The 25,395-nt window shown below is 42.6% G+C and carries 24 protein-coding genes; 16 read left to right on the top strand and 8 right to left on the bottom strand.

Going from position 1 to position 25,395, the window contains the following annotated elements; genetic code table 11:
• Positions 1 to 11: 11 nt before the first annotated feature.
• Entirely contained in the window at positions 12 to 683 is a 672-nt protein-coding gene (locus tag ACLI1A_RS06590; RefSeq protein WP_411407364.1) for an alpha/beta hydrolase, read from the bottom strand.
• A gap of 118 nt (positions 684 to 801) precedes the next feature.
• Here ACLI1A_RS06590 and ACLI1A_RS06595 point away from each other — a divergent pair, with 118 nt between their 5' ends.
• The 5 genes from ACLI1A_RS06595 to ACLI1A_RS06615 all read left to right on the top strand — a co-directional run bounded on the left by ACLI1A_RS06595 (position 802) and on the right by ACLI1A_RS06615 (position 4,178).
• The gene (locus ACLI1A_RS06595; protein ID WP_411407366.1) at positions 802 to 1,527 is read left to right on the top strand and encodes a pirin family protein; all 726 of its coding nucleotides are present in this window, start codon (positions 802 to 804) and stop codon (positions 1,525 to 1,527) included.
• 2 nt (positions 1,528 to 1,529) lie between these two features.
• The gene (locus ACLI1A_RS06600; protein ID WP_411407368.1) at positions 1,530 to 1,814 is read left to right on the top strand and encodes a GNAT family N-acetyltransferase; all 285 of its coding nucleotides are present in this window, start codon (positions 1,530 to 1,532) and stop codon (positions 1,812 to 1,814) included.
• Positions 1,815 to 1,907: 93 nt separating this feature from the next.
• Positions 1,908 to 2,798, top strand: a complete 891-nt coding sequence (locus tag ACLI1A_RS06605; RefSeq protein WP_411407370.1) for a Fic family protein — start codon at positions 1,908 to 1,910, stop codon at positions 2,796 to 2,798.
• 24 nt (positions 2,799 to 2,822) lie between these two features.
• Positions 2,823 to 3,539, top strand: a complete 717-nt coding sequence (locus tag ACLI1A_RS06610) for a 3-ketoacyl-ACP reductase (protein WP_411407372.1) — start codon at positions 2,823 to 2,825, stop codon at positions 3,537 to 3,539.
• 3 nt (positions 3,540 to 3,542) lie between these two features.
• Positions 3,543 to 4,178, top strand: a complete 636-nt coding sequence (locus tag ACLI1A_RS06615; protein WP_411407374.1) for a class I SAM-dependent methyltransferase — start codon at positions 3,543 to 3,545, stop codon at positions 4,176 to 4,178.
• Positions 4,179 to 4,412: 234 nt separating this feature from the next.
• On the opposite strand, the gene ACLI1A_RS06620 is transcribed toward ACLI1A_RS06615, so the two are convergent.
• Positions 4,413 to 4,559, bottom strand: a complete 147-nt coding sequence (locus tag ACLI1A_RS06620) for a hypothetical protein (RefSeq protein ID WP_411407376.1) — start codon at positions 4,557 to 4,559, stop codon at positions 4,413 to 4,415.
• 52 nt (positions 4,560 to 4,611) lie between these two features.
• On the opposite strand from ACLI1A_RS06620, the gene ACLI1A_RS06625 reads away from it, so the two are divergent.
• The 7 genes from ACLI1A_RS06625 to ilvA all read left to right on the top strand — a co-directional run bounded on the left by ACLI1A_RS06625 (position 4,612) and on the right by ilvA (position 13,117).
• A complete protein-coding gene (locus ACLI1A_RS06625) occupies positions 4,612 to 5,532 on the top strand; it encodes a branched-chain amino acid transaminase (protein ID WP_411407378.1) in 921 nt (306 codons plus the stop codon).
• Positions 5,533 to 5,658: 126 nt separating this feature from the next.
• On the top strand, positions 5,659 to 7,338 hold the full coding sequence (ilvD, locus tag ACLI1A_RS06630) for a dihydroxy-acid dehydratase (RefSeq protein WP_411407380.1): 1,680 nt from the start codon (positions 5,659 to 5,661) through the stop codon (positions 7,336 to 7,338).
• Positions 7,339 to 7,534: 196 nt separating this feature from the next.
• Positions 7,535 to 9,286, top strand: a complete 1,752-nt coding sequence (gene ilvB / locus ACLI1A_RS06635; RefSeq protein WP_411407382.1) for a biosynthetic-type acetolactate synthase large subunit — start codon at positions 7,535 to 7,537, stop codon at positions 9,284 to 9,286.
• Between the two features lie 108 nt (positions 9,287 to 9,394).
• The gene (locus tag ACLI1A_RS06640) at positions 9,395 to 9,778 is read left to right on the top strand and encodes an endonuclease domain-containing protein (RefSeq protein ID WP_411407384.1); all 384 of its coding nucleotides are present in this window, start codon (positions 9,395 to 9,397) and stop codon (positions 9,776 to 9,778) included.
• 100 nt (positions 9,779 to 9,878) lie between these two features.
• Positions 9,879 to 10,466: an acetolactate synthase small subunit gene (gene ilvN / locus ACLI1A_RS06645; protein WP_411407386.1), complete on the top strand. Its 588-nt coding sequence runs from the start codon at positions 9,879 to 9,881 to the stop codon at positions 10,464 to 10,466.
• Between the two features lie 173 nt (positions 10,467 to 10,639).
• Positions 10,640 to 11,686, top strand: a complete 1,047-nt coding sequence (gene ilvC, locus ACLI1A_RS06650; protein ID WP_411407388.1) for a ketol-acid reductoisomerase — start codon at positions 10,640 to 10,642, stop codon at positions 11,684 to 11,686.
• 168 nt (positions 11,687 to 11,854) lie between these two features.
• A complete protein-coding gene (gene ilvA / locus ACLI1A_RS06655) occupies positions 11,855 to 13,117 on the top strand; it encodes a threonine ammonia-lyase IlvA (protein WP_411407390.1) in 1,263 nt (420 codons plus the stop codon).
• Positions 13,118 to 13,184: 67 nt separating this feature from the next.
• Here ilvA and ACLI1A_RS06660 read toward each other — a convergent pair whose 3' ends face one another.
• Both ACLI1A_RS06660 and ACLI1A_RS06665 read right to left on the bottom strand, forming a co-directional pair.
• Positions 13,185 to 13,838, bottom strand: coding sequence for a hypothetical protein (locus ACLI1A_RS06660; RefSeq protein ID WP_411407392.1), 654 nt, complete (start codon positions 13,836 to 13,838; stop codon positions 13,185 to 13,187).
• Positions 13,839 to 14,403: 565 nt separating this feature from the next.
• Positions 14,404 to 14,943 carry a DUF2892 domain-containing protein gene (locus ACLI1A_RS06665; protein WP_411407394.1) on the bottom strand — a complete coding sequence of 180 codons (540 nt, stop codon included), beginning with the start codon at positions 14,941 to 14,943 and terminating at the stop codon, positions 14,404 to 14,406.
• A 169-nt stretch (positions 14,944 to 15,112) separates the two neighbouring features.
• On the opposite strand from ACLI1A_RS06665, the gene rpmH reads away from it, so the two are divergent.
• The 4 genes from rpmH to ACLI1A_RS06685 all read left to right on the top strand — a co-directional run bounded on the left by rpmH (position 15,113) and on the right by ACLI1A_RS06685 (position 21,612).
• Entirely contained in the window at positions 15,113 to 15,274 is a 162-nt protein-coding gene (gene rpmH, locus ACLI1A_RS06670) for a 50S ribosomal protein L34 (RefSeq protein WP_411407396.1), read from the top strand.
• Positions 15,275 to 15,461: 187 nt separating this feature from the next.
• Positions 15,462 to 18,314 (top strand): carbamoyl-phosphate synthase large subunit, encoded by a 2,853-nt coding sequence (gene carB, locus ACLI1A_RS06675; protein ID WP_411407398.1) that lies wholly within the window; start codon positions 15,462 to 15,464, stop codon positions 18,312 to 18,314.
• A gap of 187 nt (positions 18,315 to 18,501) precedes the next feature.
• Positions 18,502 to 20,544, top strand: coding sequence for a CotH kinase family protein (locus tag ACLI1A_RS06680; RefSeq protein WP_411407400.1), 2,043 nt, complete (start codon positions 18,502 to 18,504; stop codon positions 20,542 to 20,544).
• A gap of 105 nt (positions 20,545 to 20,649) precedes the next feature.
• Complete coding sequence (locus ACLI1A_RS06685) at positions 20,650 to 21,612, top strand: ion channel (protein WP_411407402.1); 963 nt, start codon at positions 20,650 to 20,652, stop codon at positions 21,610 to 21,612.
• Positions 21,613 to 21,633: 21 nt separating this feature from the next.
• On the opposite strand, the gene ACLI1A_RS06690 is transcribed toward ACLI1A_RS06685, so the two are convergent.
• Genes ACLI1A_RS06690 through ACLI1A_RS06705 form a run of 4 tightly spaced genes read right to left on the bottom strand, consistent with a single transcriptional unit; the run spans position 21,634 to position 25,383 of the window.
• Positions 21,634 to 22,089 carry a beta-carotene hydroxylase gene (locus tag ACLI1A_RS06690; protein WP_411407404.1) on the bottom strand — a complete coding sequence of 152 codons (456 nt, stop codon included), beginning with the start codon at positions 22,087 to 22,089 and terminating at the stop codon, positions 21,634 to 21,636.
• Between the two features lie 10 nt (positions 22,090 to 22,099).
• Positions 22,100 to 22,939: a phytoene/squalene synthase family protein gene (locus ACLI1A_RS06695; protein WP_411407406.1), complete on the bottom strand. Its 840-nt coding sequence runs from the start codon at positions 22,937 to 22,939 to the stop codon at positions 22,100 to 22,102.
• Positions 22,936 to 24,426 (bottom strand): phytoene desaturase family protein, encoded by a 1,491-nt coding sequence (locus tag ACLI1A_RS06700; RefSeq protein ID WP_411407408.1) that lies wholly within the window; start codon positions 24,424 to 24,426, stop codon positions 22,936 to 22,938. The genes ACLI1A_RS06695 and ACLI1A_RS06700 overlap by 4 nt, the downstream gene beginning before the upstream one ends.
• A gap of 54 nt (positions 24,427 to 24,480) precedes the next feature.
• Positions 24,481 to 25,383 (bottom strand): MerR family transcriptional regulator, encoded by a 903-nt coding sequence (locus tag ACLI1A_RS06705; RefSeq protein WP_411407410.1) that lies wholly within the window; start codon positions 25,381 to 25,383, stop codon positions 24,481 to 24,483.
• Positions 25,384 to 25,395 lie beyond the last annotated feature (12 nt).

A 25,395-nucleotide genomic window follows, 5' to 3' on the forward strand; every position in this document is an offset into this window, starting at 1 on the left:
CGCTCGTTATATTAGGTTATCTGTTTTTCTATCAATTCGGGCAAATGCTCCGTAAGCCATTTCCCTTTGGTAAGTATCATTACATGGGTACCGTCTTTAACAGGGATAAAGCTTTTTAAAAACTTCGGAGGAAATACCTCGTCTGCATCACCGTGTATGTGTACCACGTTCATATCGGGTTCGGTACAATCCCAGTTTATTATCGTTTTAAACGCCCAATCCAGGTATTTCTTATCCCGTACCGACATAAATTTGTCGTAAAGGCTTAGCCGCTTCGTTATGGCATTGTTTCCCGTAAATACACGTGCCAGCCAGCCTATTTTCTGCATTAACCCCGTAGGGAAAAAACGGTAGGCACGCGTACGTTTTGCAAAGTGCATCCGTTTAGGAAACTCCGTATTGCTCCGTACACTCGATATAATAACCACCTTACGCGCCTTTACAATCTTTGCAATTTCCTGAACTATAATCCCCCCGAATGATACACCTATCAGCACCGGGTTTTCGTGCTTTATACCTTTGCAAATGCGCTCAGCATAGTGGACTAAGGGTTCGTCAGGCGTTTCGGGCAGCAGCCATTCCAGGTAGTAGCATTCGTACCGGTCTTCGGGCAGCTTTATATTCTCAAAGATTGCTGGGCTTGCAGCCAGCCCTGGCATATAATATACGGGTATTTTCTCCATATTGAGTTTTAACGCCGCTTAACGGGCTATTATCAAAATTTATTCCGAAATTTGTATAAAATTAAAGTTTTTGCGCCAAAGCAACTGCGGCCTGATTTAATTTATCTGTAAATTTTCTATGAGGACACGACTTTTCCCTAAGAACCAGAGGGGTACCGCCAATCATGGCTGGCTCCAGGCTAATTTTTCTTTTTCGTTTGGTAACTACTACAATCCCGAAATGGTACAGTTTGGTATGCTGCGCGTACTGAATGACGATACCATAGCTGCGGGTATGGGTTTTGGTACCCACCCACATGACAACATGGAGATTATAACCATACCTATGGAAGGCGGGCTTACCCATCGCGACAGTATGGGGAACGAGGCTACCGTTCGTTTTGGCGAAGTACAGGTTATGAGTGCCGGTACGGGTATTTACCACAGCGAAATGAATGCCAGCCAAACGGAACAGGCCAAAACACTTCAGTTATGGATATTTCCCGAATTGCAGGATGTAGAACCGCGTTACGACCAAAAAGGCTTTGACCCTGAGGAAAAAAGGAACTCACTGGTGAATGTTGTTTCACCACACGACAAAAACGATGGCGACGCCCTGTGGATTTATCAGCAGGCTTGGTTGCACCTGGGAGTGTTTGATGCCGGGCAAACGATAGAGTATCCGATTCATCTGGAAGGGAATGGTATGTACCTGTTTTTACTTGAAGGGCAACTGGAAATCAATGGGCAGGAAGTAAACGCCCGTGATGCCTATGGTGCTGTAGAGTTTGAAACCATAACGATAACTACCAAAGCGCCATCGAAGATATTGATCATAGAAGTACCAATGCAATTCAATAATTAACCATGGAAGTTAAAGATAATGTATTTACCCGCCAGTTTGAAGCAGAAGTAAACGGAAACATTTATGCCATAGAATACAGTGTGCAGGAACGCAAACTGTTTTTAACCAAGATATACCAGCCTGAAGGTGCCGAAGACGATACCGTTATAAACGATATGCTGAAGCAGATACTGGAAACAGCAGAAGAAAAACGCCTGCGCGTAATGCCCATACACCCTAAGGTGGTGACTTTCTTTAAAAAAAATCCGGGCTATAAGGACATGCTACCACCGGGTATCAGGATTTAAATGTCTTATTTTTGCCGTTATCGGCAAGATTTTAAAGAAAAGAGATGTTGATTTTGTTGTATATTTGCCGATAACGGCAATTGTAAACAAGCTATGGACTATATTTCGGTAAGTGAATTTGCAAAAAAATGGAATGTTCCCGAAAGGACAGTCCGTAATTATTGTGCGACCGGAAAGGTTAAAGGGGCTTACCTTGTTGGCAAAACATGGAATATACCCGCTGAAGCTGCTTTGCCTGAAAAAGTAAATAAGAAAAAATTTAGTAACAATACGTTGCTCAATCACCTGAAAGAGCAAAGGGACATGAAGCTGAAGGGGGGGATTTATCACCGTACCCAAATTGACCTAACGTACAACTCAAATCGTATAGAAGGCAGCAGGCTTACCCACGACCAAACCCGGTATATATTTGAAACGAATACCATAGGTGTGTCAACGGAAAGCGTGAATGTGGACGACATCATTGAAACCACAAACCATTTTAGGTGTATTGATGTAATTATTGATAAAGCCAAGGCTAAGCTGACAGAATCATTTATTAAGGAGCTGCATTATCTTTTAAAATCGGGTACTTCAGATAGCAGGAAGGATTGGTTTAATGTAGGGGCGTATAAAAAACTACCTAACGAAGTGGGAGGAAATGAAACCTGTCCGCCAAAAGAGGTCGCTTCAAAGATGAAGGAGTTACTTGCTACTTACCATAATATTGAAAAGAAGACTTTTGAAGATATTATTGATTTTCATTACAGGTTTGAAATCATCCACCCGTTCCAGGACGGTAACGGACGTGTAGGCAGGCTAATTTTATTCAAGGAGTGTCTTGCAAACAACATAGTGCCATTTATCATTGGCGAAGACATAAAGCTCTATTATTACAGGGGCTTGCAGGAATGGCCGCACATAAAAGTATACCTGCTGGATACCTGCCTTAGCGCCCAGGATAGTTATAAGGCAGTGCTGAGGTATTTTGAGATTAAGAGTTAAACAATAATAACCTATCATAACACAATGCAAAGTTTAAAAGGAAAAAATGCACTGATTACCGGTGCAGGAAAAGGAATTGGTAAAGCTGTGGCACTGGCACTGGCTGAGGAAGGTGCTAATGTAGTGCTTATAGCCCGTACGGCTGCCGATATAGAGGCTGTCGCCAAAGAAGTAGAAGCTAAAGGCGTAAAAGCCCTGGCACTTGCTGCCGATGTAGCTGAAATTGTTTCAATTACTACTGCTATTGAAAAGGCGGTAGCTGAATTCGGGCAGATAGACATACTGATTAACAATGCCGGTGTGGGCAAATTTGGTAAGTTCCTTGACCTGACTCCCGATGAATTTGAAAATATTATTAAAGTAAACCTGTTTGGTACCTACTACGCTACGCGTGCCGTACTGCCGGGTATGATAGAGCAGCAAAGCGGCGATATTGTAAACATATCATCTACTGCGGGTCTGCGTGGAGCAGCAGCTACCAGTGCGTACAGCGCAAGTAAGTTTGCCGTAATGGGGCTTACTGAATCGTTAATGCAGGAAGTGCGCAAACACAATATTCGCGTTACAGCGCTGGCTCCGAGTACTATTGCTACCGATATGGCAAAAGACTTGAACCTTACCGATGGCAACCCTGAAAAAGTAATGCAGGCCGAAGACTTTGCTGAGCTGATTGTAGCACAACTAAAGCTGAATAAGCGTGTGTTTATAAAAGAAAGCAGCATTTGGTCAACAAATCCTTAATATATGGGTGATTTGAAATGCCCGCTGTGCAGCGGCAGTTCCCAAACATATTATATACAGGGGCAAAGGGAGTTTTTATACTGCTCCCTTTGCCTTTCTGTTTTCCTGCACCCGAAAGATTACCTTTCGCCCGAGGCAGAGCAAAAACATTACCTAAACCACAACAACGACCCTGAGGATGTGCGGTACCAAAACTTTACCAGCCCGGTAACCAACCGTATATTGGCTGATTTTAGTACGCAGCATAGGGGACTTGATTTTGGCTCCGGAACGGGGTCGCCCATATTAAAGGTACTTACTGATAAAGGATATGATATGTGCCAATACGATTTGTATTTCCATAATTATCCTGAAATTTTAGAAAATAAGTACGATTACATAGCGTGTAGTGAAACCGCCGAGCACTTTAAAGATCCGCACACCGAGTTTGCCCAACTCCGAAAACTACTGAAACCTGGGGGTAAACTCTATATAATGACCGACCGCTTTGACCCAAATCGTGATTTTGGTGCCTGGTTTTATAAAACCGATCCTACACATGTATTTCTTTACAGCGATGAATCGTTTGGTTGGATAGCCAATGAATTTGGTTTTACCAATGTTTTTATCGATGGTAGGGTAGTGGTTCTCACGGCCTAATCTCTTAAAAATATCTAAGCAGCTAAGTAGCTCAGAAACTCAGCAGCTTGAAAAAGAAATTTTTATCATAACACAAAATCAACATTGGTTTTTTAACAGAACGTTGCTGTATTTTTTTTGAAAGCAAATTAAAATTATATATAGTGTAATTTTTTAGCTTTTTTATTGATTAAAATACGTTATAAAATTGTTTTTTGTATGATAATTATCAGTTAAATGTTTTGTCGTTTAATATTAATTCATACCTTCGCTATATCGAATAAGATTATGAACACAAACATCATCATAGCAGTTAGCATTCTCAGCATTGTTGTCATTAGCAACAAAGCCTGAGGGATACTGCCTTGAATTGATATAGCCATATACAAGCCGTTCCCTCATAAAGGAACGGTTTTTTTTGGCTCTAAACTGAACAAACAGTAGCAAACAGAATATGTATTTTACAGACAAAACCATTATTTATTACAACGGGGAATTCGTGAAAGCATCGGAGGCTTCCACAAACCTTTACGGACAGTCACTTCACTACGGATATGCAGTTTTTGAGGGGATTAAGTCCTACGAAACCGAAAACGGTACCAAGATATTTAAGGCAGAAGAACATTATGACCGCCTGCGCCGCAGTGCCGAATTAATGCACATGCCGTTTAATTACACTACAGAACAGCTAACCGCGCTTACCTATGAGGTGCTGGAGCGTAATGGTTTTACCAACGCTTACATTCGCCCGATTGTTTTTTGTTCGCCCAATATGGCACTGAGTAAAGGGCTTCAGAGTTTCCTTGCCATAGAAGCATGGGAGTGGACCGGAGGTTACCTTGCTAACAAAATGCGTATTAAAACCAGCAGTTTCCAGAGGCCAAATCCACAGGCGTTTAAAGTAGAAGCTAAGGTAAGCGGACACTATGTAAACTCTATTTTGGCGTGCCAGGAAGCCAAAGATGCCGGTTATGATGAGGCTCTGGTGCTTGATGCAAACGGTTATGTAGCCGAAAGCAGTGGAGCCAATGTATTTTACGAAAAAGACGGCAAACTATATACTCCCGCTAAGGGCAGCATACTTCCGGGGATAACCAGGGCTACTGTTATAGATATTTGCCATGAGTTGGATATTCCTGTAGAGGAAAAATTCTTTACCCCTGATGAAATGCGCGGTGCCGATGCAGCTTTCTTTTGTGGTACCGCTGCTGAGGTGGTAGCACTGGAATCGCTGGACGATGTACCGTTTACCAAAAACTGGGACGACAGCCTTTGCGCTACCATACAAAAAGCTTACAGGAATCTTGTTTTAAACAAAGGGATTGAAGAGTTTAAACAGGAAGAAGACAGCCTTCAGCTTGAAGCAGAAGCATAAAACAAACACAAACAAACTAAACATAGTTTTCGGGTCAAAGTAATCAACTTTAAAACGGAACGGATAAAATTCGGTTTTTGGTGTAGAGTAAGCAACTTTAAACCTGAAACCTGAAACTTTGAACAAATGACTTTAAACAAATACTCGCGTATTTTTACGCAAGATGATACACAGCCGGCTGCCAAGGCCATGCTGTACGGTATAGGATTTACCGACGAAGATATGGATAAGGCACAGGTGGGCATAGCCAGTATGGGCTTTGACGGAAATACCTGTAACATGCACCTTAACGACCTTGCCAAACTGGTTAAGGAAGGTACATGGAATGAAGGCCTTGCCGGACTGATTTTTAATACCATAGGCGTAAGCGACGGTATGAGTAACGGTACCGATGGTATGCGTTACAGCCTTGTAAGCCGCGATGTAATAGCCGACAGTATAGAGGCTATTTCGGGAGGGCAATACTATGACGGGCTTATAACCATACCGGGCTGCGACAAGAACATGCCCGGCTGTATTATGGCTATGGGCAGGCTGAACCGCCCCTCTATAATGGTGTATGGTGGTACTATAGCCCCGGGCTGCTATAAAGGCCAGGATTTAAATATAGTATCGGCGTTTGAGGCATTGGGTCAAAAAATAGCCGGTACCATGAACGATGAAGATTTTAAAGGTGTAATACGCAATGCGTGTCCCGGCGCGGGTGCCTGTGGCGGTATGTACACGGCTAACACCATGGCTTCGGCTATAGAGGCATTGGGTATGAGTTTACCGTATTCGTCAAGTAACCCGGCGCTAAGCCCTGAAAAGAAACAGGAATGTCTGGATGCCGGTAAATACCTGAAACTGCTCCTTGAAAAAGATATAAAGCCAGCGGATATCATGACACGTAAGGCATTTGAAAACGCCATGCGCCTTATCGTGATACTGGGTGGTAGTACCAATGCCGTACTGCACTTAATAGCAATGGGCAAAAGCGTAGGTGTATCGGTTACGCAGGATGATTTCCAGAAGATGAGCGATACCACGCCGGTTTTGGCCGACTTTAAGCCAAGCGGCAAGTACCTGTGGCAGGATTTACACAACATAGGCGGTATTCCGCTTGTTATGAAATACTTGCTTGAACAGGGGTTACTACACGGCGACTGCCTTACTGTTACCGGTAAAACCATAGCCGAAAACCTGGCTGATGTTCCTTCACTTGAATTTGAAACCCAAAAGATAATCCGTCCGCTTGCCGACCCGATTAAACCAGACGGTCACCTGCGTATACTGTATGGCAACCTTGCCACCGGCGGCAGCGTAGCCAAGATAACCGGTAAGGAAGGGGAGCGCTTTAAAGGCCCTGCCCGTGTATTCGATGGGGAAAAACACCTTATTGAAGGTATTGCCAACGGTACGGTACAGCATGGCGACGTTATTGTGATAAAGAACGAAGGCCCTAAGGGTGCACCGGGTATGCCCGAAATGCTGAAGCCTACCAGCGCGCTTATTGGTGCCGGCCTTGGTAAAAGCGTTGCCCTGATAACAGACGGACGTTTTAGTGGTGGTACGCACGGTTTTGTGGTGGGGCACATTACCCCAGAATCTTATGAAGGTGGCACCATTGCCCTTGTGGAGAATGACGACCTGATAGAGATTGACGCAGTAAACAACACGCTAAACCTGCTGGTCAGTGAGGAGGAGTTAGCCAAGCGCAGAGCTGCATGGCAACAACCCGAACTGAAAGTGAAAAGCGGATTATTATACAAATATGCCCGTACGGTTTCATCAGCTGCTGAAGGCTGTGTTACCGATGAGTTTTGATAATTTGATAAAGAATAAGTAAAGGGATTAGTTATCCACCCCGCCCTACGGGCACCCCTCCGGAGGAGGGGAATAGTGATGTCAAATAAGCAGAGTGGTATTCCCCTCCTCCGGAGGGGTGGCTGAAAGCCGGGGTGGGAATTATTCTTTTTAGCAGAAAATAGCCAGTTCATTGGAAAAAAATAAATTTAATTGTATGGAAAAGACAATTGAAAAATCGGCTGCTACCCAAACGGCAGACGAACCCAAAACCCACAGTGGGGGGCAGGTAGTGCTTGAAGCGTTGCTTGCCGAAGGGGTAACCACCATTTTTGGTTATCCCGGTGGGGCTATAATGCCTATTTATGATGAGTTGTATCATTATAACGATAAGCTGAAGCACATACTGGTACGCCATGAACAGGGCGGTATACACGCTGCGCAGGGCTTTGCACGTGCTTCGGGTAAAACCGGGGTAGTGTTTGCTACCAGTGGCCCGGGGGCTACTAACCTTGTTACCGGACTTGCCGATGCCATGATAGACAGCACGCCGCTGGTGGCTATCACGGGGCAGGTGTTTGCGCACCTTTTGGGTACCGATGCCTTTCAGGAAACAGACGTAATTAATATTACCACTCCCGTTACCAAATGGAATTATCAGGTTACCGATGCCGAGGAGCTTCCTGCGGTATTGGCAAAAGCCTTTTATATAGCAGGCTCGGGTAGGCCGGGGCCTGTTTTGGTAGATATTACCAAAAACGCCCAATTGCAAAAGATTGCTTTTAAAGGGTATGAAAAATGCGATTTCATTCGTAGTTACAGGCCAAAACCTTTGGTACGTACCGAATATATACAACAGGCAGCCGAACTGATAAACAAGGCGGAGCGTCCGTTTATAGTGTTCGGGCAGGGTGTTATTCTTGGTAAGGCTGAAGCCGAGTTTAAAGCCTTTCTTGAGAAATCAGGAGTACCTGCGGCATGGACCATTATGGGGATGAGCGCCATTCCTACAAACCATCCGCTGGGTGTGGGTATGGTGGGTATGCACGGTAATTACGGTCCTAATAAGCTCACTAACGAATGCGATGTACTTATTGCTATCGGTATGCGTTTTGACGACCGGGTTACAGGCAGGCTGGACATGTATGCCAAACAGGCCAAAGTAATCCACCTGGATATAGACCCGGCTGAGATTGACAAAAACGTAAAAGCCGATGTGCCGGTGTGGGGTGATTGTAAGGAAACATTACCACTACTTACCGCAGCTATTAACGAACGTAAACATACCGATTGGCACCAAAAGTTTAAAGAATGTAACGAGCGCGAGCAGAAGAAAGTCATTACCCCTGAAGTATATCCTACTGATGAGGTACTAACTATGGGTGAGGTTATCCGTCTGGTAAATGAACTTACTGAGGGTAATGCTATTATAGTAACCGATGTAGGGCAGCACCAAATGGTAGCCTGCCGCTATGCCGAATATAACCATAGCAAAAGTAATATAACCAGCGGTGGACTTGGTACTATGGGCTTTGCGCTTCCGGCGGCAATTGGTGCTGCGTATGGCGACCCTACACGTACCACAGTAGCGGTTATAGGCGATGGCGGTTTTCAGATGACATTACAGGAACTGGGCACTATTATGCAGTTTAAACCCAATGTAAAAATACTGATACTGAACAACTCATTCTTGGGGATGGTACGCCAGTGGCAGCAGCTGTTCCACGAAAAGCGTTATTCATTTGTAGACATACAGAGTCCGGATTTTGTAAAGTTGGCCAGTGCTTACGGCATACCGGGACAAAGCGTTAACCAACGCGAAAACCTTAAGGATGCACTGCAAACCATGCTGCAACATGATGGTAGCTACCTGCTTGAGGTAATGACCGGCAAGGAAAACAACGTATTCCCTATGGTGCCGCAAGGTAAGAGTGTAAGCGAAATTGTATTAGGAAGGGACGAAATGTGATTTAGTCAAAAGTCGAAAGTTTGTAAAGTCATAAAGTCGCCACTCTTGCGTACAAAGGTTTGAGTGAAGCTATTCCCCTCTTGAGAGGGGCTAGGGGTGTGTCAAAAAATGAAAAGAATAATAATTCCATATAATCCTGCACTTAAGGAGTTAGCGAGGCAGCTTCGTAACGGAAGTACAAAGTCTGAGGTAACCCTTTGGCAAAAGCTTAAAAATAAGCAGATGTATGGATATGATTTTCACAGGCAAAAACCAATTGACAATTACATACTTGACTTTTTCTGTTACGAATTAATGTTGGGTATAGAGGTAGATGGATATTCGCATGAATTTTTAGAGGTCTATAATAAAGATGTAGTTAAAGAAGCCAAGATGAATGAATTTGGTATAGCAGTATTAAGATTTTCAGATTATCAGGTAATGAATGATATTGAGAATGTTATTAGGGCTATTGAACAATATATAATAGAATTTGAAGGGACACACCCCTAACCCCTCTCAAGAGGGGAATAGCTTCACTCAGGCCTAAACAAAACAGAGTGAAGCTAAACCCTGAAACTCAGTTGCTAAGCAGCTCAGAAACTTAAAAAAAATGAAACAGGAGTTTACCATAACGGTGTATACCGAAAACCATGTGGGTCTGATGACCCGCATAGCGATTGTTTTTTCGAGAAGGAAAATCAATATCGAGAGTATTAACGTAGGCCCTACCGAGGTAAAGGGTATCAGCCGTTTTACCATTGTCATAGAAGAATCGGAAGATGTGGTACAAAAAGTAGCCCGCCAGTTGGAGAAGCAGGTTGAGGTACTTAAAGTATTTTACAACACCGATGATGAAATCGTTTGGCAGGAAATGGCAATGTACAAAGTGCCTACCAAAGTCATTGCCGAACAGGTAAAGGTAGAACGCCTGTTGCGTCAGTATGGTGCAAATACGGTAGTGATACGTAACGACTACACAGTGTTCGAAACCACAGGGCATCGCGAAGAAATTGATGCTTTGGCAGAAGCCCTGCAACCGTGGGGGCTAATCGAATTTGTGCGTAGTGCCCGTGTAGCAATTATAAAAGCCAGTGAGGGCATACACGACGCTACACTGGAATTTGAAGCAGAACAGCCCAGTGAACCGGCTGTAGAAAATGAATTCCTTGATAAAAGGGACGGAGTGTTTAGTATGTAATATTTTTTGTTTCAAGTTTCAGGTTTAAAGTTGCCACTCAGATGGTAAAGAGGCTTAGGAATGTTGGAACAAATCAATTTTAAAATCAAAATAATTATGACTGAGAGTGGCTGTCTATGAAGCCCAGCGGCTCAGTAGCTAAGAAACTTAAAATAATAAACAAACAGAAGAAAATGGCAAAATTAAATTTTGGCGGGGTTGAAGAAAACGTGGTAACCCGCGACGAATTCCCGTTACAAAAAGCACAACAGGTATTAAAAGATGAAGTAGTAGCAGTTATAGGCTACGGTGTACAAGGCCCAGGCCAGGCGCTAAACCTGCGCGATAACGGTATCAGCGTTATTGTAGGGCAGCGTCAAAACTCAGCATCATGGGATAAGGCTGTTGCCGATGGTTTTGTACCCGGCGAAACCCTTTTTGATATTGAAGAAGCCCTTGAAAAAGGAACAATCATTTGCTACCTGCTTAGTGATGCAGCCCAGATTGAAGTATGGCCTAAGGTTAAGGAAAACCTAACCGCAGGCAAAGCATTATATTTTTCACACGGTTTTGGTGTAACGTTTAATGAGCAAACAGGCATTGTTCCGCCGGAAAATGTAGACGTGTTCCTTGTAGCTCCTAAAGGTTCAGGTACATCATTACGCCGTATGTTCCTGCAAAACCGCGGACTAAACAGTAGTTTCGCTATTTTCCAGGATGCTACAGGAAAGGCTTGGGAGCGTGTGGTATCATTGGGTATCGCTATCGGTTCGGGCTACCTGTTTGAAACGGATTTCCAACGTGAAGTATTCAGCGACCTTACCGGAGAGCGCGGTACGCTTATGGGGGCTATTCAGGGTATTTTTGCGGCTCAGTACGAGGTGCTTCGTTCTAAAGGTCACACTCCAAGTGAGGCGTTTAACGAAACCGTAGAAGAACTTACACAATCGCTTATGCCACTTGTAGCCGAAAACGGTATGGACTGGATGTATGCCAACTGTTCTACAACTGCACAACGTGGTGCGCTGGACTGGTGGAAGAAATTCCGCGATGCTACCAAGCCGGTATTTGAAGAGCTTTACGAAAGTGTAGAAACCGGTAAAGAAGCAGGATACTCTATATCAAGCAACAGTAAGCCGGATTACCGCGTGAAGCTTGAAGAAGAACTTGCCGAACTACGTAACAGCGAAATGTGGCAGGCAGGTAAAACTGTACGTGGTTTACGCCCTGAAAACAACTAATCATTTCACTAGAATAGCTTAAAACCGTTCTGTCATTGCGAGGAGGTACGACGAAGCAATCTGTTTTTAGATTGCCACGCTCCGTTTCTCTGCGCTCGCAATGACGAACGGTATTTTTAACGCAAATACCTACAAGGTTACTAAAACCTTGCAGGAGTAAAAAACACCATGAATACTCATACTACTTACTTCCCATCTATAGAAAGTGTGCAGCAGGCTGCACAGCGCCTGCAAGGCGTGGTAAACCGTACACCGCTTACATTAAACCGTACTGCAAGCGAAATGTATGGCGCTAATATTTATTTTAAGCGAGAAGATTTACAGCCCGTACGTTCGTACAAGTTGCGCGGAGCTTATAACAAAATGGCTACACTAAGCACTGATGAACTTGCCAAAGGTGTAGTGTGTGCCAGTGCGGGTAACCATGCACAGGGCGTAGCTTTTGCGTGTAATAAGATGGAAGTTCGCGGTACTATTTTTATGCCCACACCCACACCGGGACAAAAGCTGGAACAGGTACGTATGTTTGGGGGCGAGTTTGTAAATGTGGTTTTGGCAGGTGATACGTTTGACGAAGCCAAAGACGCCGCACTTGATTTTTGTGCATCAAGAGGGGCTATGTTTATACACCCGTTTGATGATCCGCAAATTATAGAAGGTCAGGCAACTATAGGATTGGAGCTATTGGAACAGTTGCCCGAAAAGATAGACTATGTGTTTGTGCCCATAGGTGGTGGCGGACTTGCCTCAGGGTTGAGTAGCGTATTGCAACAGCTTTCACCCGAAACCAAAATAATAGGGGTGGAGCCTGCAGGCGCACCAAGTATGAAAAAAGCCCTTGAAAAAGGGGAGACCGTGTTGCTGGAACGTATTAATAAGTTTGTAGATGGAGCCGCTGTACAGCGCGTGGGCGAATATACGTTTGATATTTGCAAGCAAACCCTGCACGATATGCATACGGTAGACGAAGGCCGTATATGCCAGGTTATCCTTAGCCTGTATAATAAAGATGCTATAGTAGTGGAGCCCGCCGGAGCCTTATCGGTGGCGGCACTGGGTTATTATGCCAAAGAAATTGAGGGTAAAAATGTGGTATGCGTGATATCGGGCAGCAATAACGACATTACCCGTATGGAGGAAATAAAGGAGCGCGCATTGTTATATGCGGGCTTAAAGCATTATTTCCTGGTGAAATTCCCGCAAAGGCCGGGTGCCCTGCGTGAATTTGTAATGAACGTACTTGGGCCAACTGACGATATTACCCATTTTGAATACACCAAAAAGAACAGCAAAGAAAAAGGAACAGCTGTAGTGGGTATAGAGCTAAAACAGGCTGCCGAGTTTGAGAGCTTGATTACCAATATGAAAGAGCGTGGTTTTTTTGTAGATTACCTGAACAACCAGCCTTATTTGCTGAATTTGTTGGTATAAAAAACTGGCAGCATTTATTTGCGGATTGCATTCCTAAATTAACCAATAAACAAATCCACAAATAAATTTATTTTACTGCCAGCATTTCTTTTTTAAGCTCAAAGTTCACAATTAAACCGTGAAGCTGCTTCAGGTAATTGTTGTAGTACAAAGCAAAACCCCGTTGATATTGGTTTTTCTTTATAGGAGCTTTTACAAAACAACGTTTTATATCTATTACCTTGCGGTTTTCATCAAGATAATAAGATGCCAGGTAGCCTATTTTATGCTTCATGGTTGCTACAATAGGCGCATCGTTTTTGTATGATTCGTGCGCGTAGCATACTATTACATTGCTATTGAATTTGGCTGCTATTTTTTTCATGTTATGCCTGCGGTCCCAAAACAGTGCTACGTATTGTACATCCTTACGATACTTATGTGCCAGCTTGTTTATAGCAGGAATTTCTCCCAGGCCTGTAACCATACTCGATGAAAATGTAATAAGTACAATAGGCTTTTTAATTTTTGAGAGCTCTAGTTTACCCCCGTTTACTTTTTTAAAGGTATAATCATCAAAAGTGGTAGACCTTAATCTGTACTGGACTAAAGAATCAAAAAGATAGTCGCCCCTTTCGGCATCGCCGGTGCGGTAAGCATGCTCGGCAATGGTTTGGTATTTTTTGAATTTAATACGTAGGGCATTGGAAAAAGAGGTGGTATCAACTTGCGCTGAAACCATCAGTGGAAATAAAAACAGAATAATATATTTTACTAAACCTTTCATCTTTTTGTTTCATTCTTGGGGTATAGTAAAATTACATATAAATATCACTGATTATGAGTATGTTGTGATTTTTGCAGATATTAAGATATTGATAGTGAGGCGTGTTCTTGCGTTTTTTTAAGGTTATGGGGTTAAACCTTGATGAAATGTTAAAATTTGTTTTCTGGAGTATTTAAATCTGTTGAAAACGTTTGAGAAAATTAATTTTAACACAATAGGCTGATTTTTGCTTTTTGTCAGTATTGCCAATGATTTTATGCCGTGTTTTAATGAAACTGCCGTATTTCTTACATTTTATAAATACCCTAAAAAGTGCTTTAAAGGCATTTTAACCATAAAATCTTCTTAAAATGAAATTTTGTAGTAAAAATATGATTGAACAGTAGTCTGTTTAATGAAGCTTTTTAGAGTTTTATTTAAAAAATAAATATTCAGACTAAAGCTATAAACCGTCTTGGTTTGACAGCAAGAGATACAAAAAAACCGCCTAAAGGCGGTTAATATTATTAGTATATGAAAATTAATATCTCCTCATTTGTTGCGCCGGAGCCTTTTTCATATTGGCTTTCATCATTGCTATCTGGTCCTTTAGCATGCCTTGCTTGTCCAGTTTTTTAGCATCAGCAAGTAGCTTTTCTGCTTCTATCTTTTTGTTTTTAGTAAACGATATACCTGCCAGCTGTAGTTTTGCCATAGCCAGGTCCTGATCCATGTTAAGACCCAGTTCTATAGCCTTGCGCAGGTACTTTTCGGCAGTATTAAGGTTTGTTTGGCTGGTAATAATACCTTTAAGGTAGTTATAGTAGCCTTCCTGCTTACGTACCAGTGCGCCGTGTGGGTCTTTTATTTTATCCAGTATTTTATCGGCACCGTCCAGGTCTTGTTTCCTAAGCTTAAAAAATGCCATAATAATTACCTCGTTGCGGAAGTAGGTAACTACTACCAAAGCCGCAATAAGTATAAGGAAAATACCGTTGCCTATATTGTTCTCGGTAAACTGCCATACGGCTGTTGCAAGGATAAGGCCGGCAATAACCAGCTTTATATTTTTATTGAACATATATTATAGTATAAATTTGCGGTGGCAAAGGTAATAATTTTGGATTTAAATAATTTTTATAAAAGCACTTGTGAGAAAAAAAAACCTTTGTATATTTGCACTCGGTTTTGGAAAAAGCATTCCGGAGTCCCGAATAAAGATATTTCAAAGATTTTAAAGATACAAAACAATGAGTAAGAGAACTTTTCAACCATCACAAAGAAAAAGGAGAAACAAGCACGGTTTTATGGAAAGAATGGCATCTGCCAACGGTAGAAAAGTGCTTGCTCGCAGAAGGGCTAAAGGCCGTCATAAACTAACTGTGTCTAGCGAACCAAGGCATAAGAAATAATGTTTGTATTAAACATACATAAAGGTGTTACTTTTTTTTGGTAACGCCTTTTTTTATACCCTAACGAGCCGTACTGCTTTAAAACACTGTTGATAAAGTAGTTTGCTAAAAAGGGAAGCCTAATTGAAATATTGCATAATTTTGTACAGCCGTACCGGCTAATACTAAAACACAACAACAACACACAATGCCAAAAGACAATTCTATTAAATCTGTACTGATCATTGGTTCTGGTCCCATCATCATCGGCCAGGCCTGTGAGTTTGACTACTCGGGTTCGCAGTCGGCGCGCTCGCTGAAGGAAGAAGGGATAGAAGTTATCCTTATTAACTCTAACCCGGCAACGATTATGACCGACCCTTCTATGGCCGATCATATCTACCTGAAGCCGCTTACTACCAAGTCGATCATAGAGATTTTAAAAGCACACCCGAATATCGATGCCGTACTACCTACTATGGGTGGGCAAACCGCACTTAACCTTTGTCTTGAGGCTGAGGAGAAAGGTATATGGGCCGATTTTAATGTGCGCCTTATAGGGGTTGATGTAAATGCTATTAATGTTACCGAAGACCGCGAGCAGTTTAAACAACTACTTGAAAAAATAGGTATACCTGCTGCACCGGCCAAAACGGCTAACTCTTTCCTTAAAGGTAAAGAAATAGCTCAGGAATTTGGTTTTCCGCTTGTAATACGCCCGTCGTTTACGCTGGGTGGTACAGGGGCTGCTTTTGTACACAAAAAAGAAGATTTTGATGAGCTGCTTACACGTGGCCTTGAGGCTTCGCCAATACACGAAGTACTTATAGATAAAGCGCTTTTCGGCTGGAAAGAATACGAGCTGGAGCTGCTTAGGGATAAGAATGATAACGTAGTTATTATCTGTTCTATAGAAAACATGGACCCTATGGGTATCCATACGGGTGATAGTATTACTGTAGCGCCTGCAATGACGCTAAGTGATACTACCTTCCAGAAAATGAGGGATATGGCCATACTGATGATGCGCAGCATTGGTAACTTTGCCGGTGGTTGTAACGTACAGTTTGCTGTAAGCCCTGACGAAAAAGAAGATATAGTTGCTATTGAAATTAACCCAAGGGTATCGCGTTCATCGGCACTGGCTTCTAAAGCTACCGGTTACCCAATTGCTAAAATTGCTGCCAAACTGGCACTGGGTTATCACCTAGACGAATTACAAAACCAGATTACCAAGTCGACTTCGGCGCTATTCGAACCGACCCTTGACTACGTAATAGTGAAAATACCACGCTGGAACTTTGACAAGTTTGAAGGCGCAGACCGCACCCTTGGCCTACAGATGAAATCAGTAGGTGAGGTTATGGGTATAGGCCGTTCATTCCAGGAGGCGCTACATAAGGCTACACAATCGCTTGAAATTAAGCGTAATGGCCTTGGTGCTGATGGTAAAGGTTATACCAACTATGAGCAAATCATTGAAAAACTTACACATGCCAGTTGGGATAGGGTGTTTGTGATTTATGATGCTATACAAATGGGTATACCACTAAGCCGCATTCACGAAATTACCCAGATAGACATGTGGTTCCTTAAACAATACGAGGAACTGTACCTGTTGGAAAAAGAGATTTCTACTTCTACAATAGATACGCTTCCTAAAGACCTGCTGCTTGAAGCCAAACAAAAAGGTTTTGCCGACAGGCAGATAGCGCATATGCTGGGCTGTAAAGAAAGTGATGTGTACAACAAGCGTGATGAGCTGGGTGTAAAACGTGTTTACAAACTGGTAGATACCTGTGCGGCCGAGTTTACAGCTAAAACGCCTTACTACTACTCAACATTTGAGGCTGAGATAGAAAAGGCAGACGGTACTAAGTACGTTCATAACGAAAGTATAGTAACAGACAAGAAGAAGGTTATTGTTCTTGGTTCTGGTCCTAACCGTATCGGTCAGGGTATAGAGTTTGACTACTCTTGTGTGCACGGTGTACTTGCTGCTGCCGAGTGTGGTTATGAAACCATTATGATAAACTGTAACCCTGAAACGGTTTCAACAGACTTTGATACGGCTGATAAGCTGTACTTTGAACCGGTGTTTTGGGAACATATATACGACATTATCCGCCACGAGAAGCCTGAGGGTGTTATCGTTCAGCTTGGCGGACAAACAGCGCTTAAGCTTGCTGAAAAGCTAGACCGTTACGGAATAAAAATCATAGGTACCAGCTTTGATGCGCTGGATCTTGCGGAAGACCGCGGACGTTTCTCAGACCTGCTTACAGACCTGGGCATTCCATTCCCTAAATTCGGTATTGCAGAAAGCGCTGATGAAGCCAGTAAGCTTGCAGAAACCCTTGATTTCCCACTATTGGTAAGGCCAAGTTATGTACTGGGTGGCCAGGGTATGAAAATTGTAATCAACAAGCAGGAGCTTGAAGAGCACGTTATAGACCTGCTTAAGAGTATCCCGGGCAACAAACTATTGCTGGACCACTACCTTGATGGCGCCATAGAGGCTGAGGCCGATGCAATATGCGATGGTGAGGATGTTTACATCATCGGTATTATGGAGCACATAGAGCCATGTGGTGTACACAGTGGTGATAGTAATGCTACACTGCCACCGTTTAACCTGGGTGAGTTTGTAATGCAGCAAATAAAAGACCATACCAAAAAGATAGCACTTGCGCTAAAAACGGTAGGTCTTATAAACATACAGTTTGCAATAAAAGATGATACCGTATACATTATTGAGGCAAACCCAAGGGCGAGCCGTACTGTACCATTCATAGCAAAAGCGTATGGTGAGCCTTATGTAAACTTTGCTACCAAAGTAATGCTGGGAGAGAAGAAGATTAAAGACTTTACCTTTAACCCGCAACTAAAAGGTTTTGCTATAAAACAACCGGTGTTCTCGTTTAACAAGTTCCCTAAGGTGAACAAAAAACTGGGGCCAGAAATGAAATCGACAGGTGAAAGCATCCTGTTTATAGACGACCTTAAAGACGACCAGTTCTACGAACTATACAGCCGTCGTAAAATGTATCTTAGCAAGTAAGTACTTGTATCTTTTATATCTTTGTCAACCCCTGCATACTCTGCGGGGGTTGCTGTTTTTAGGGTAAATGTAGTGTAAAAGCTATTTTTGCTTAAATGTCACCTTTTTTCCGTGCTTCATAACTGTGTTTAGGCTCTTTGTGTTAAATTAATGTTATATGTTTGCGGTAAACACGATAACCCACACTATGAAACCACTAACAAAAACCGTAAGCCATTTTAGGCTTATCCTGCTGCTGTTAATCGGGTACTCCGGTTTTGCTCAGGTTGATTTTACGGAGAGTAACCTGCCTATTGTTATTATCACTACCGATAATAACGCCGAGATTCCGGATGATCCTAAAATTCCTGCAAGTATGAAAATTATTTATCATACAGACGGTGGTACAAATTATGTAGCCGACCAGGATACCCCATCGTTACTTAATTATAATGGGCGTATAAAAATAGAGCTGCGTGGCTCTACATCTCAGGATTTGCCTAAAAAGCAATACGGGTGGACAACCTATGAAAATGATAATACTACTAAAAAGAAAGTGAGTATAATGGGGATGCCTAAGCAAAACGACTGGATTTTAAATGGTCTTGCTTTTGACTCGTCTCTTATTCGCGATTATATTTCTTACAACCTTTCGCGCCAGATAGGTTTTTATACCACACGTACACAATATTGTGAACTTGTAATTAACGGCGATTATAAAGGCCTGTATATTTTACAGGAAAAATTAAAAGACGATGCCAATCGCATAAATATAGAAGCCATAGACGAAAATGCATCGGAAGGCATGGCTTTAACAGGCGGTTATATTACCAAAGCTGATAAAACTACCGGTGGCGACCCTGTGGCATGGAGTATGTCTTCTTATTCCGGTACAACAGATTTTATACATGAGTTGCCTAAACCTGATGATATTACTACGGCGCAAAACGATTACATACACCAGAAGTTTAATAGCCTTGCTATTACTTCACATATTAATAATACGGATTTTGCTACAGGCTATCCCGCCATAATTGACATTCCTACGTTTGTAGATTTTATGATAATGGGCGAGCTTACCAGTAATGTCGACTCTTATCAGGTGAGTACATTTTTCCATAAGGATATTGGCGGTAAGCTGAGAGCGGGACCTATTTGGGATTTTAACCTTACCTATGGTAACGACCTTTTTATGTACGGCTTTGACCGAAGCCATACCGATGTGTGGCAGTTTGATAATAGTGATAATAATGGTCCTAAGTTTTGGAAAGACCTGTTTAGCAGCCCCGAATTTAAATGCTACTTTTCACGCAGGTGGAATGAGCTAACACAGCCCGGGCAACCGCTTAGTTATGATTCTATAGTGGATTTTATAAACCAAACCGTAGATCTTATTTATGATGCATCGGTAAGGGAACAGCAACGTTGGGGTACTGTACCTAATTTTGAAGGGGATATTTATAATATGAAAAACTGGCTTTCGCAGCGCATTGCGTGGATTACAAACCACGCAGGTTCTTATGCTGCGTGCCAGGATCCGGTTTTGCCTTCATTGGTTATTACAAAAATAAATTACCACCCCGGAGAAACCGATGCCTTCCCTGTATCTGATGACCAGGAGTTTTTTGCAGTAAAAAATACCGGTACTACTACAGTAGATTTAACAGGTGTATACCTGCGCGAGCTGGGTGTTTCTTACCAGTTCCCGGCTAATAGTACCATAGCAGCAGGAGCTACATACTATATAGCAGGTAATACCGCTGTGTTTACCCAGAAATACGGTTTTGCCCCGTTTGGCGAATTTCAACGTACGCTGTCTAACAGTACCCAAAAAATCGTACTTGCCGATGGTATGGGGAATATAATAGACACGGTAGAATATTCAGACAGCAGCCCATGGCCCGATGCCGATGGTAACGGCAACTATCTTTCACTTATTAACGATGCCTCAGATAACAGCCTTGCAGTAAGCTGGGAAGCAGTAAGTGATGCCGCTCTTTCTACAGAAAACCATCAGGTTTTGGCAAGTGTTACAGTGTATCCTAACCCTGCCACTGAGGTGTTGAATGTGCGCTCTAACGAAGTGATAAGCAGCTATGAAGTATACAATATATACGGAGCCCTTATGTTTAAGGGGAATACTAATACCTCTGCATTTAGTGTAAGTATAGCCAAACTTTCTTCGGGGGTATACCTGCTTAAACTAAAAAATGATGCAGGGGCTGTAAGCCATAAGATAATAAAACAATAAAAAGAAAAATACATTTGTTTAAGAAAGGCTGCCTCACAGTTGAGCGCAGCCTTTTTTTGTTGCTGTATTATTGATACTTTTGAGACAGTAAATCAGGGACTGTAAATGAATCTTTTTAAAAACATCAATAAAAATGCCGAAGCCAGTACTACAACGGGTTTTGGTTCTAACGCAGGGAGCTATGGCGGGCGTTTTATAAACAAAGACGGGTCGGCTAATATAGAAAAACGAGGTCTTTCATTTTTTGGGCGCATCAGTTGGTTTCATACACTGGTAAACATGTCCGGGTGGAAGTTTCTGGGTATCATTTTTCTGTTCTATGCTGTTATCAACTTCATTTTTGCGTTGCTGTATTATATCATTGGGGTAGAAAACCTTAGTGGTATAGGCGATACAGGTTCGGAGTGGGTAAAGTTTGGCAAAGCTTATTTTTTCAGTGCGCAAACCTTTACTACGGTAGGGTATGGGCACATAAGCCCATCGGGTGTTATTACCAGTGCTGTGGCTGCTACCGAAGCCCTTACGGGGCTGCTTAGCTTTGCTATTGCTACCGGTTTGTTTTACGGACGTTTCAGCAGGCCAAAGGCACACCTTATATTTTCGCACAATGCACTGGTTGCTCCGTATAAAGGAGGGAGAGGACTTATGATGCGTTTAGCATCGCACAAAAACACTAACCTGCTCGATGCCGAAGTACGTGTAACCCTGGGTATAGTATTAGAGGAAAACGGTATACCGGTAAATAAGTTTTATCAGTTACCGCTGGAAATGAGTAAAATTAGTTCCATGTCGCTGAGCTGGACGCTGGTTCACCCCATAGATGAAAACAGCCCGTTACACGGTTTTACCGAAGACGATTTTGGCTTGATAGAAGGGGAGTTAATATTGTACGTTAAGGCATTTGACGACCTGTACAGCAATACCGTAGCCATAAGCACCAGTTATACCTTTGACGAGGTGGTTTACGGTGCTAAATTTGAAATGATGTACGATGAAAACGATGACCAAAGTAAAACCATATTGTACCTGGATAAGATAAACAGGTTTAGGAAAGTGGAGCTTGGGTAGTAAAGTATTTTCAAAATAAAACTATTTTGCTTCCCGCCAATATTTAAACGGAAACAGTAACATCCCAAAACATTCGCCGTGTTCTTTACCCAGATGCTTGTGGTGCATTTTGTGGGCGCGGCGTACCGCTTTCCCATATCGGCTTTCTGCTTTTCGGAACAGTTTAAACCGCTGGTGGATAAAAATATCATGTACCATAAAGTAAGCAAATCCATAAGCAAAAATTCCTAGCCCTATGGCAAGGCCTATTTCCAGGATGCCGTTTCGCCAAAGCAGGAAGAAGCCTATGCTTACCAATGCATAGAAGACAAAAAAGGTGTCGTTTCGTTCAAACCACGATTCGTGGTCTTTGTGATGATGGTCTTTGTGCAGGCTCCACAAAAAGCCATGCATTACGTATTTGTGTGTAAACCACGCCATAAATTCCATAATGCCAAAGGTGAGGAAAAAAACCAGTATGTATATCCAGATAGCCATAATGTGCGTTTTAAAGAATGTTTAGCCTATAGTTTACGTAGCAGCGTGCCAGCAGTGTAATTTTTTGGTAATCAGGTACACGGATGCGTCGGTTTTTAATTTCCAGCGGTGGTGTATTTTTCAGTTTGGTAAGCAGTTTTCTGTAATATACATAAGCGGTATATACACCAAAACGCGCTTCTTTAGGCAGTTGTACTATGCCGGCGTAACCTGCCGCCAGGTCGGCTTCTATTTCGTTTATAATGGCCTGTTTGGTAGCATCGGTCATGTCGTTAAGGTTCAACGAAGGAAAGTAACTTCTGTCCAGCTCCTCGGTATCGGCTTTAAGGTCGCGCAGAAAGTTTACCTTCTGGAACGCCGAACCCAGCCTCATGGCACTTGGTTTTAATTCTTCATAACGGGCGTCGTTTTTGTTTACAAACACTTTCAGGCACATAAGCCCTACCACATCGGCGCTACCGTAAATGTACTCATTATATTCGGCGAAAGACGTGTAATCTTTTTTAACCAAATCCTGTTTCATACTTTTCATAAAAGCATCAATCAGGTGGTGTGGTATTTCATACTTCTTTACAGTATGCTGAAAACCATTCAGTACCGGATTAAGGCTAATGCCATCGGTAAGTGCGTTTTCAAGATCCTGTTCAAAACGGGCAAACAGGATCTCTTTATTGTAGTCGTGAAAGCTGTCTACAATTTCGTCGGCAAGGCGCACAAAGCCATAAATATTATAAATGTCTTGCCGTATGCTTGGGGCAAGCATTTTTACCGCCGTAGAAAACGACGTGCTGTAGGCACGGGTAATGATGCGTGCACAGGCAAATGATACGTTGTCGAATATACTTTTCATGTGGGTGAGGTTTCTGTTGTATGTTTAGCAAGTTGTTTTTTTACAAGATCGGCTACCAGCTTACCCGAAATCAGGGCAGGGGGTACACCTGGTCCCGGTACAGTAAGCTGCCCGGTAAAGTATAGGTGTTGTACTTTGGGGCTGCGGAGTTTGGGGCGCAAAAAGGCGGTTTGCCATAGCGTATTGGCCAGGCCGTACGCGTTACCTTTGTAAGAGTTATAATCGTTTATAAAATCGTTCAGGCAAAATGACTCTGCAAATAGTATGTTTTCTCGCACTAATTGCCCTGTAAGGTTTTCCAGTCGGGTTATAATCATGTCAAAATACTTATTGCGAAGTTCCTGTGTATCTTCAATACCCGGTGCCAGAGGTATTAAGAATGTTCCTGCTTCTTTACCCTCTGGGGCTGCGCTTTTATCGGTTTTCGAAGTAAAACTTGCATAAAACAAAGGTTCATCGGGCCAGCGTGGATTGTCATATATATCCTTGGCATGTACATCAAAGTCGGTATCAAAAAACAGCGTGTGGTGCTGTACATTCTGTATTTTCTTATCAAACCCTACATAAAATAGGAGGGAAGAAGGGGCAAAGGTGCGGGTATCCCAGTACTTTTCGCTGTACTTGCGGTAGTGTGGTTCCAGCAGGGTTTCACCATGATGATAATCGGCACCACATATTATGGTATCGGCGCTAAAACGGCTACCGTTAATTTCAAGATAGCTTGCCTCTGCGTTTTCTACACCTATTTTATTTACAGGAGAATTTGTAACTATGGTTACGCCCAGTTCGGTAGCCAGTTTTACCATACCTTCAATTACGCTGTACATACCATTTTTAGGATGCCAGGTGCCCAATCCAAAATCGGCAAAGTTCATAAAGCTGTAAAACGATGGTGTGTCGCTTGGCTTGGCACCCAGGAACAGCACCGGGAATTCCAGTATCTGTACCAGTTTAGGGTTTTTAAACCGCTTGCGTATATCTCGAGATATGTTGCCTATAAACTGAGACAAACGCGTAATGGTTTGTGGGGTTACTAGTTCCAGAGGTGATTCGCCCGGACGGTACACCAGGTTTTTTATGGCAATGTCATAATTACTGCGGGCTTCGGCCATAAAATCAAGTAGCTCTTTGCCGCTACCGGGTTCTATGGCATCAAAAGTTTTGGCTATATCTGTAAGGTTATCGGCTATGTCTACAAAATCATTTTCCCCGAAATATACCCTATATGCCGGAGATAGCTTTTCTATGCTATAGTAGTCAGAAGGTTTCTTCCCAAAGTCTGCAAAAAAGCGCTCAAAAACGTCGGGCATCCAGTACCAGGTAGGTCCCATATCAAAGGTAAAACCATCTTTTACGAGCCTGCGGGCACGCCCACCGGGAGTGGCGTTTTTTTCGTATACGGTAACCTTATGGCCTTCTTGTGCCAAGTAGCAGGCTGCCGCTAACGACGAAAACCCTGAGCCTATTATTTTTATATCTTTTTGCATTTTGTTCAGTTACCTTTTATTGGTGAGTTTGTTTAATAAAGCCTCTCTTTGAAATTACTGCATCGTATCGGCAAACTCCTTTACAGACCGGTACGTTTTTATATTGTTTTGCAACTGCTTGCTGTCTACAAAGCCGGCACAGCGCCCACAGAGTATAAATTCGTTTTGGGAATCCTTTAACAATTGTTTTTTTGTTTCGGAGACATAATCGTTTGTCCCGCCCGGGCGGGGTTCTACAGTCATATAGGTTATAAACGATATGTTGTCAAACAATTTTTTTATCTCCCCTAAATCCTCCATAGGCACGCTTTCGCCCAGGTAAACAGTATGATAGCCATTGTATAGTAATTCATAGTTAATAAGCATCAGGCCTATTTCGTGTATTTCGCCTTCAGGCAGATACAATACATACGTGCGTTCGCCCTTAAGTGGTTTACCCTGTTGTAATGGTTCTATGTTTACCATTATTTTCTGTTTTACCAGGTTGCTTATAAAATGCTCGTGCGCAGGAGTTATGGTATCGGTTTGCCACAGGTTGCCCACTTCTTCCAGCAGGGGTATAAAACAGTTGTAAAATATTTCCCTGAACGGGCGCGACGCAAGCAGTTCGTTATAGGTATCCAGGAACAGCTTGGTGTCAAAGTTCATCATAGAAAACTTAAAGTTGCGCAATACGTGGTCGTTTACCGTTTTGCTGGTAATAATTTCTTTTACCATTTCCGGTATGCGCTCTTCGGGCAGTTTGGCTATGTTGCTTATTTTGTAGCCAAAGTTGTTCAGCGTGTTTATGTTAAGTAACTTTTGAAGGTTACGCGTGTCATACACCCTTACGTTAGTATCGGTACGCATGGGCTGCAATACGCCATAGCGTTTTTCCCAAATCCTTATGGTATGCGCTTTAATACCGCTAAGGTTTTCAAGGTCTTTTATTGTAAAGGTGTTTTTTATTTTGTTCATGTTTTTTGTAAA

The organism is Flavobacterium sp. RHBU_3 (assembly GCF_046613565.1).
Taxonomy (GTDB): Bacteria; Bacteroidota; Bacteroidia; order Flavobacteriales; family Flavobacteriaceae; genus Flavobacterium.

What these genes read in the sequence shown, in the direction of transcription:
- ACLI1A_RS06590 (WP_411407364.1), bottom strand. Translation starts at nt 683, where the DNA reads ATGGAGAAAATACCCGTATATTATATGCCAGGGCTGGCTGCAAGCCCA.
- ACLI1A_RS06595 (WP_411407366.1), top strand. Translation starts at nt 802, where the DNA reads ATGAGGACACGACTTTTCCCTAAGAACCAGAGGGGTACCGCCAATCAT.
- ACLI1A_RS06600 (WP_411407368.1), top strand. Translation starts at nt 1,530, where the DNA reads ATGGAAGTTAAAGATAATGTATTTACCCGCCAGTTTGAAGCAGAAGTA.
- ACLI1A_RS06605 (WP_411407370.1), top strand. Translation starts at nt 1,908, where the DNA reads ATGGACTATATTTCGGTAAGTGAATTTGCAAAAAAATGGAATGTTCCC.
- ACLI1A_RS06610 (WP_411407372.1), top strand. Translation starts at nt 2,823, where the DNA reads ATGCAAAGTTTAAAAGGAAAAAATGCACTGATTACCGGTGCAGGAAAA.
- ACLI1A_RS06615 (WP_411407374.1), top strand. Translation starts at nt 3,543, where the DNA reads ATGGGTGATTTGAAATGCCCGCTGTGCAGCGGCAGTTCCCAAACATAT.
- ACLI1A_RS06620 (WP_411407376.1), bottom strand. Translation starts at nt 4,559, where the DNA reads ATGAGGGAACGGCTTGTATATGGCTATATCAATTCAAGGCAGTATCCC.
- ACLI1A_RS06625 (WP_411407378.1), top strand. Translation starts at nt 4,612, where the DNA reads ATGTATTTTACAGACAAAACCATTATTTATTACAACGGGGAATTCGTG.
- ilvD (WP_411407380.1), top strand. Translation starts at nt 5,659, where the DNA reads ATGACTTTAAACAAATACTCGCGTATTTTTACGCAAGATGATACACAG.
- ilvB (WP_411407382.1), top strand. Translation starts at nt 7,535, where the DNA reads ATGGAAAAGACAATTGAAAAATCGGCTGCTACCCAAACGGCAGACGAA.
- ACLI1A_RS06640 (WP_411407384.1), top strand. Translation starts at nt 9,395, where the DNA reads ATGAAAAGAATAATAATTCCATATAATCCTGCACTTAAGGAGTTAGCG.
- ilvN (WP_411407386.1), top strand. Translation starts at nt 9,879, where the DNA reads ATGAAACAGGAGTTTACCATAACGGTGTATACCGAAAACCATGTGGGT.
- ilvC (WP_411407388.1), top strand. Translation starts at nt 10,640, where the DNA reads ATGGCAAAATTAAATTTTGGCGGGGTTGAAGAAAACGTGGTAACCCGC.
- ilvA (WP_411407390.1), top strand. Translation starts at nt 11,855, where the DNA reads ATGAATACTCATACTACTTACTTCCCATCTATAGAAAGTGTGCAGCAG.
- ACLI1A_RS06660 (WP_411407392.1), bottom strand. Translation starts at nt 13,838, where the DNA reads ATGGTTTCAGCGCAAGTTGATACCACCTCTTTTTCCAATGCCCTACGT.
- ACLI1A_RS06665 (WP_411407394.1), bottom strand. Translation starts at nt 14,943, where the DNA reads ATGTTCAATAAAAATATAAAGCTGGTTATTGCCGGCCTTATCCTTGCA.
- rpmH (WP_411407396.1), top strand. Translation starts at nt 15,113, where the DNA reads ATGAGTAAGAGAACTTTTCAACCATCACAAAGAAAAAGGAGAAACAAG.
- carB (WP_411407398.1), top strand. Translation starts at nt 15,462, where the DNA reads ATGCCAAAAGACAATTCTATTAAATCTGTACTGATCATTGGTTCTGGT.
- ACLI1A_RS06680 (WP_411407400.1), top strand. Translation starts at nt 18,502, where the DNA reads ATGAAACCACTAACAAAAACCGTAAGCCATTTTAGGCTTATCCTGCTG.
- ACLI1A_RS06685 (WP_411407402.1), top strand. Translation starts at nt 20,650, where the DNA reads ATGAATCTTTTTAAAAACATCAATAAAAATGCCGAAGCCAGTACTACA.
- ACLI1A_RS06690 (WP_411407404.1), bottom strand. Translation starts at nt 22,089, where the DNA reads ATGGCTATCTGGATATACATACTGGTTTTTTTCCTCACCTTTGGCATT.
- ACLI1A_RS06695 (WP_411407406.1), bottom strand. Translation starts at nt 22,939, where the DNA reads ATGAAAAGTATATTCGACAACGTATCATTTGCCTGTGCACGCATCATT.
- ACLI1A_RS06700 (WP_411407408.1), bottom strand. Translation starts at nt 24,426, where the DNA reads ATGCAAAAAGATATAAAAATAATAGGCTCAGGGTTTTCGTCGTTAGCG.
- ACLI1A_RS06705 (WP_411407410.1), bottom strand. Translation starts at nt 25,383, where the DNA reads ATGAACAAAATAAAAAACACCTTTACAATAAAAGACCTTGAAAACCTT.